Source organism: Mesorhizobium sp. M2A.F.Ca.ET.037.01.1.1 (assembly GCF_003998075.1).
In the GTDB taxonomy this organism is placed as follows: Bacteria; Pseudomonadota; Alphaproteobacteria; order Rhizobiales; family Rhizobiaceae; genus Mesorhizobium.
The window spans coordinates 1-4906 of sequence record NZ_RZSA01000482.1; the positions used below are offsets into that span (position 1 = coordinate 1).

General features: G+C 58.6%; 5 protein-coding genes and 1 tRNA gene. 1 reads left to right on the forward strand and 5 read right to left on the reverse strand.

Annotated elements, in window-relative coordinates; translation table 11 throughout:
• Positions 1-116: 116 nt before the first annotated feature.
• The 4 genes from EOA27_RS40850 to EOA27_RS22000 all read right to left on the reverse strand — a co-directional run bounded on the left by EOA27_RS40850 (position 117) and on the right by EOA27_RS22000 (position 2294).
• A complete protein-coding gene (locus EOA27_RS40850) occupies positions 117-629 on the reverse strand; it encodes a hypothetical protein (protein ID WP_189343305.1) in 513 nt (170 codons plus the stop codon).
• A gap of 250 nt (positions 630-879) precedes the next feature.
• Positions 880-1350, reverse strand: a complete 471-nt coding sequence (locus EOA27_RS21990) for a hypothetical protein (protein ID WP_126080279.1) — start codon at positions 1348-1350, stop codon at positions 880-882.
• A 20-nt stretch (positions 1351-1370) separates the two neighbouring features.
• Positions 1371-1688, reverse strand: a complete 318-nt coding sequence (locus EOA27_RS21995) for a hypothetical protein (RefSeq protein ID WP_127257155.1) — start codon at positions 1686-1688, stop codon at positions 1371-1373.
• Between the two features lie 78 nt (positions 1689-1766).
• Positions 1767-2294, reverse strand: coding sequence for a hypothetical protein (locus EOA27_RS22000; RefSeq protein WP_126080277.1), 528 nt, complete (start codon positions 2292-2294; stop codon positions 1767-1769).
• Between the two features lie 343 nt (positions 2295-2637).
• On the opposite strand from EOA27_RS22000, the gene EOA27_RS40365 reads away from it, so the two are divergent.
• Positions 2638-2706: transfer RNA gene (locus EOA27_RS40365), tRNA-OTHER, on the forward strand.
• Positions 2707-3056: 350 nt separating this feature from the next.
• Here EOA27_RS40365 and lepA read toward each other — a convergent pair.
• Positions 3057-4862, reverse strand: coding sequence for a translation elongation factor 4 (gene lepA / locus EOA27_RS22005; RefSeq protein WP_126080276.1), 1806 nt, complete (start codon positions 4860-4862; stop codon positions 3057-3059).
• Positions 4863-4906 lie beyond the last annotated feature (44 nt).

The following is a 4906-nucleotide window of genomic DNA, read 5'->3' on the forward strand; positions in this document are numbered from 1 at the left end:
GCCCTGCAGCGCGCCGAAGCCGAAGACGCCGCCGATCAGGAACGGCCCGAGCGCCGGAAAGATCTTTCCCGACGGGCTGTTGCGGAGTTCGAGCGGCGCGGCCATGGCCCTGGCACTCAGCGCTCCGCTTTCAGCAAAGTCCAGATCCAGCCGACGAAGGTCAGCACCAGGAACGGATAGCCGAGCGCCGGCAGCGGCGACGAGGTGGGCAAAAGCGGCGCGCCCCACAGGATCATCAGCACCGAAACAGTGAAGAGCGCGGCGGCAATGAGCCCCGTGAGCCGCATCCAGAGCGCGAAGGTGGCCTGCGCGCTAACCATGACCAGCCCCGCCGCCCACAGCGCAATGCCGCCGGCATAGGAAGGCACTGAGGCCTGCAGGCCCGCCGCATTGCCGGCCAGAAGCAGGCTTTCGCCGGCGAGGAAAGTCAGGAAGCCGGCCGCGACGAGATCATTGCCGAGCCGCTGGTATTTTATCGTCAGCAGCGCCGCGGCGACGACGATGCCCGCGCCGTCGATGGTCCACAGCGTCTCGCGCAGCGCGTCGCTGCCAACGAAAGTGCCCGCCATGCCCAAAGCGCCGCCAATGGCGAGGCCGATCGCGGCGACGGTGTCCGAGGTGGAGCGCATGTGATGTCTCCCCAAGCCCGGGGAGAGGATACAACGAGGTGGGGAGATGGTGAAGTGTGAAGCCAGCAAGAGGTTACTAGTCCGAAGAGCCAACGATCAAGCGACGGTTGCGTCGCAGCGCGCTGATTCCGATTTCCGTTACGATCGCCGCGCGGCACTCCAGATCGCTAGCGCCTTACCCTACGGCCGGATTGGTGAAGGCGGCCTCGCCTAAGCACAAGGCGCACGCGATGTTGCGTAAAAGACGGCCCTAGCCGCCAAACTTGTCCCTAAGCAGGACATGAATTCGCTTCAAAACCATCAGAAGAGAGAGGAAGAAGTTGATAGCAATTGCGGTTGCCAGCGTTTCCAATATCCGCTGCGTAATGCCGCATGTGAATAGCAGGCTTGTAAGCAAAAAAACGATTACCAGTGACGAAACTATAGTGAATGAAATATTGGAAAAAGACTGCCTTAAAAGCCTATCTCTCAATTCCTTGTTGGCGCCGCGTGAAGAATCAGCAAATGAGTATATCAATACAAGCACGTTAAAGAGAAGTCCCGCAAATATAGCAAAAACAGATACTAGCGTTCCTACGTATGCATCTGGTATCGAAAACCCGAGAGCCCATGCCAGTAACGCCAAAGCTATTGGCGCGCCTAGCATAACCAGGTAATCTGCAACGCTAACTTTATCTGTGCCTTCGTCCTTTAGAGTAGCAAAATGATCGCGTACGATCATTCTAATATCGATTTTGCTAGTCATAGCATTATACCGCCGCGCTTTGCTATTTCGGCGACTATCTCCTTGAATTCTTTGGCAAGGCTGTCCCTAGTTGGATGACCATCGGGTCCAAACTTTACGTCATCAGTGATGTCGAACGAACTATTGATGCTATTTGGCTTTGTGAGATTTATCTTCCGTATTTCGCCACCAACTCGGATCTTGGTGGTAACAACGTCAAACCCATGCTCGCCGAACTCGAAGACATCGTCCAATTCTTTCTGTCCATTGGCAAACGCAATTAGACCGTCCTTCTTGAAGAGACCGTTCGAAGGACGAACGGAATAAGAGAACACGCCCGGGTACGCCTTTTTTATCCCCCCAAAAGCATCAGCAATATCCGCCGGTATCTCATGCTTCTCAACAGTTATTTCTTATACACTCCCTGTTTTCAAATATTCCTTAAGAGCATCCGCGAGTGTCATACTTCTTACGTGAAGGCGATAGTCTGGGTAATATTTCTGTAGCTGGCCAGCGATTGCGCCCTCAAACAGACTCTTTACGCCATTCAAACCAGATTGCTGCAAACACAGGATTCCTCGGGTTTCATTTGGAGGCAGCTCGAGGTGAAAATAAAATGGCGAGGGCAGCGATTCGGTCTTCTTTTTCTTGTAGGTGGTTTTGCCGCTGTCGGCGTCGATGATGTCTGACGCCTGGCCATAGTCGCCAGCAAAGACCATGCCCGTCAAGGCGCCGGTGTTGGCTGGCTTGTCCAAGACCACTTTGAAGGTCTTCTGAAAGTGAGCGACCTTGCTATATGTGACCATCTTCTGGAGATACTTCAGAATCGTATCTCGAAGGTCGGCCGTCCCGTCGAATGAACCAAATTTCAGGTTCTGCTTTGACGAGGCATTGAGTTTGCGCACCTCTACTAGATACGCCACAACCTTGCATCGCGGCATTATTCCCTCCCCCGTTCGAGAGGGAAAATAACTGAGTCATTCTACGCTGTCGTCAGGGAATTTGGTCTTTTATACAGGTATGCGCGCGACACGACCCTTTATCTCTGTCGGGTTTTCACCGGCCATTGCCAGTTATCCCCAGAAAGCCCGTCGTACCCGCGAATCGCGGGTCGGGACTCTTGTGTTAATTGATCGAGTCACCTTTCAATTCCGGCTCCAGCGCGATGGAGGGGAGTGATTCGACCCTTGCAAAGCGATCACACTCCCGCCCCACCGGGCGTCGCTGGATGGCGCATCCCGCTGCGGGTGCCTTCTTCCCCGAGCCATCCGGGGAAGTCGTGGTGGGGGCGGCTTGGTAGCTGGTCCGGGCTTCCGACCTTGGGTCCAGTGGGTTCGAATCCCACCGCCTCCACCGACTCAAGATGTAACCAGTTTGGTTACATCCCGTAAATACGTTTGCGCATAGTCGGGACAAATTGTCCCCCGGCCAGAATTGCCGGCCTTTCGGCAGATTTCATGACTATTCGGCCATATCTCAACCGGCACCGATGTAGCCTTGCACATCTACTATTGCAGCCGTGTGATAGGGATTGGTGTGTCAGGGAAGCGTAGCAAGACAGTTACGTGCCCGCTCCACCGAGCAAGCTCAGAGCCGCGCAGCCGGTCCTCACTGCCTGCGGGCAACTCTCCTGCTAGAAGCCCGCGGTCGATTCGCGGGGCCGACATTTTAAATGCTGCACGACAAAACGATCGCCGGGGCCCTCAATCCCCCATCTTCAGCGCCTGGATAAACGCTTCCTGGGGAATATCCACCTTCCCAAACTGCCGCATCCGTTTCTTGCCCTCTTTCTGCTTGTCCAGCAGCTTGCGCTTGCGGGTCACGTCGCCGCCGTAGCATTTGGCGGTGACGTCCTTGCGCAGCGCCGAGACGGTCTCGCGGGCGATGATGCGGCCGCCGATGGCCGCCTGGATCGGGATCTTGAACAGATGCTGCGGGATCAGCTCCTTCAGCTTCTCGCACATCTGGCGCCCGCGCTTTTCCGCCGCCGAGCGGTGCACCAGCATGGATAAAGCGTCGACCGGCTCGTCATTGACCAGGATCGACATCTTCACAAGGTCGCCCTCGCGATAGTCGGTCAAATGATAGTCGAAGGAGGCGTAGCCCTTTGAGATCGACTTCAGCCGGTCGTAGAAATCGAACACCACCTCGTTGAGCGGCAGGTCGTAGGTCAGCATGGCGCGTTTTCCCACATAGGAGAGATCGGCCTGGATGCCGCGCCTGTCCTGGCAGAGTTTCAGGATGCCGCCGAGATAGTCGTCGGGGGTCAGGATCGTGGCGCGGATCCACGGCTCCTCGATCGAGGCGATCTTGACCACGTCGGGCATGTCGGCCGGGTTGTGCAACTCCTTCACCGTGCCGTCGATGAGGTTCATGCGGTAGACGACGGAGGGCGCGGTGGCGATGAGGTCGAGGTTGAACTCGCGCTCCAGCCGCTCCTGGATGATCTCCAGATGCAACAGCCCGAGGAAGCCGCAGCGGAAGCCGAAGCCGAGCGCGGCCGAGGTCTCCATTTCATAGGAGAAGCTGGCGTCGTTGAGGCGCAGCTTGCCGACGGCGGCGCGCAGGTCCTCGAAATCGGCGGCGTCGACCGGGAACAGGCCGCAGAACACCACCGGCTGCGCCGGCTTGAAGCCTGGCAGCGCCTTCTGCGTCGGGCGGCGGTCCTCGGTGATGGTGTCACCGACGCGGGTGTCGGCCACTTCCTTGATAGAGCCGGTGAAGAAGCCGAACTCGCCGGGGCCGAGCTCGTCGACATTGACGCGGGCCGGCTTGAACACGCCGGTGCGTTCGACGAGATATTTCGCGCCGGTGCCCATCATGCGGATGGTCTGGCCCTTCTTCATCACGCCGTCGATGATGCGCACCAGAACGATGACGCCGAGATAGGCGTCGTACCAGGAGTCGACCAGCATGGCTTTCAGGGGTGCTGCGATGTCACCCTCGCGCGGCGGCGGCAATTGGTGGACGATCGCCTCCAGCACGTCCGGCACGCCAAGGCCGGTCTTGGCCGAGATCAGCACGGCGTTGGAGGCGTCGAGGCCGATCACCTCCTCCACCTGCTCGCGGATGCGCTCGGGCTCGGCCGCCGGCAGGTCGACCTTGTTCAGCACCACGACGATCTCGTGGTTGTTGTCGATGGCCTGGTAGACATTGGCGAGCGTCTGCGCCTCGACGCCCTGGCTTGCGTCCACCACCAGCAGCGACCCCTCGCAGGCGGCGAGCGAACGCGACACCTCATAGGCGAAGTCGACATGCCCGGGCGTGTCGATGAGGTTCAGCACATAGTCCTCGCCATTCTTGGCGCGGTAGTTGAGCCTCACGGTCTGGGCCTTGATGGTGATGCCGCGCTCGCGCTCGATATCCATCGAGTCCAGCACCTGCTCCTTCATGTCGCGCTCCTCCAGCGCGCCGGTGAGCTGGATCAGCCGGTCGGCAAGCGTGGATTTGCCATGGTCGATATGGGCGACGATGGAGAAATTGCGGATGTGGTCGAGCGGCGTCGTCATGCGGCGCGCTTTAGCAGGGGCGGGGTTGAGGGGCAAGCGGCGGG